The sequence below is a fragment of the Chengkuizengella axinellae genome, from assembly GCF_030730905.1.
Lineage (GTDB): Bacteria > Bacillota > Bacilli > Paenibacillales > KCTC-33759 > Chengkuizengella > Chengkuizengella axinellae.
The window spans coordinates 1-1423 of record NZ_JAVAMP010000040.1 but is presented as its reverse complement, the minus strand read 5'-3'; the positions used below and the strand labels follow the sequence as shown (position 1 = coordinate 1423).

Sequence of the window (1423 nt, the reverse complement as noted above, 5' to 3'; positions counted from 1 at the left end):
TACACAACAGTTGAAGCAATGAAAATGAAAGTAAAGTTTATTGAAGAGTTTAAGCGAATGAAAGAAAATCTTCAAAACAAAATTCCAACACTTACAGGTCATGAAGCTTTAGCTATAGCAGTACAACAAGCAGGAGAAATGATGATTAAAGTACCGCAACTTGAGCAGAAGATTGACAAGGTTGACCAAAAAGTGGACAAGCAGATAACACTTACTCAAGGTGAGCAAAGGGTAGTTCAAAGGAAAGTGTGTGTGAGAGTTTACAGCTTTACTAAGGATCGAGAAAGGCGAAGTAAATTATTTAGAGAGCTGTATAGAGACATAAAAGATCGTTGGGGAGTACCGAGTTATCGTGATGTATTAAGAAAAGATATGAAAGATGCAATTAACTATATCAATGCTTGGGTTCCTAAAAAGAGAGATGAAGAGAAAGGAGAGATAGCATGAAGGGAGGTGATGGATTTGGAAATTGTATCAAATGTGCTGGAAAAGATCACAATCCAGCTCGAAACACAAATTGATGAATACATTGAAACTTATCCTGCTGAACCAAAAATTTTACTGATGGAAATAGAAAATAATAGAGAATTTTGGATGCTTGGCACTGGATGGCAAAGTATGAGTTTTGTATATGAACATGCACAATTTAGCTTTTTGGAATTATGCAGCCTAATAGATATGATTTGCGGAGTTGAAGCAGAACAGAAGTTTATAAGGGAGTTTACTGAAGAGGTAAAAAGAATCACTGACGGAAGAGTTCAAGTTTATATTTATCAGAACTTAGAAAACAGCAAAGAAAAAGCGAGCTGCGCCAACAGCATCGCTTAGAACCTACAAAAAATAATTTTTCGAGGTCATTATATCATTAATTTTTAAAATTTGAAAGGGTGTTTAAATATGAAAGCAACTGGAATGGTAAGGAAAATAGATGAATTAGGAAGAGTTGTAATCCCTATGGAGTTAAGGAGAACACTTGGTATTGCTGAGAAAGATCCACTTGAAGTTTATACAACTGGAAATTCAATTGTACTTAAAAAATATGAACCAGGTTGTGAATTTTGTGGTGATTTAGATATTAAATTAATTTTGCATGACAAAAAAGTTTGCGGTAAATGTGCTGCCAATGTAGTAGAAAAGGCAGGTGCTTAATCGTGCCAAAAAACATTCAATTGCTAAGTTTAAAACTAAGAAACTTTAAAGGGGTTAGAGACTTTTCATTAGAGAGTCAAGGTGACACCTCAGTATATGGAGACAATGAAGCAGGGAAAACAAGCCTGTTTGATGCCTTCACATGGTTGATGTTCGATAAGAACTCTATGAATCAAAGTAAATTCGCGATTAAAACTTTAGATGAAAATAACAAAGTAATCAATGGGATAGAGCATGAAGTTGAAGGAATTATGATGGTGGATGGAATAACCGT

The 1423-nt window shown here is 34.6% G+C and carries 4 protein-coding genes; all 4 read left to right on the top strand.

Going from position 1 to position 1423, the window contains the following annotated elements:
• Positions 1–447: ORF6C domain-containing protein (locus Q5Y73_RS24530; protein WP_305994552.1), on the top strand; the 447-nt coding region annotated here is incomplete at its 5' end.
• Between the two features lie 15 nt (positions 448–462).
• Positions 463–828 carry a hypothetical protein gene (locus Q5Y73_RS24525; protein WP_305994551.1) on the top strand — a complete coding sequence of 122 codons (366 nt, stop codon included), beginning with the start codon at positions 463–465 and terminating at the stop codon, positions 826–828.
• A 69-nt stretch (positions 829–897) separates the two neighbouring features.
• Positions 898–1149 (top strand): AbrB/MazE/SpoVT family DNA-binding domain-containing protein, encoded by a 252-nt coding sequence (locus Q5Y73_RS24520; protein WP_305994550.1) that lies wholly within the window; start codon positions 898–900, stop codon positions 1147–1149.
• Between the two features lie 2 nt (positions 1150–1151).
• Positions 1152–1423: ATP-binding protein (locus Q5Y73_RS24515; protein ID WP_305994549.1), on the top strand; the 272-nt coding region annotated here is incomplete at its 3' end.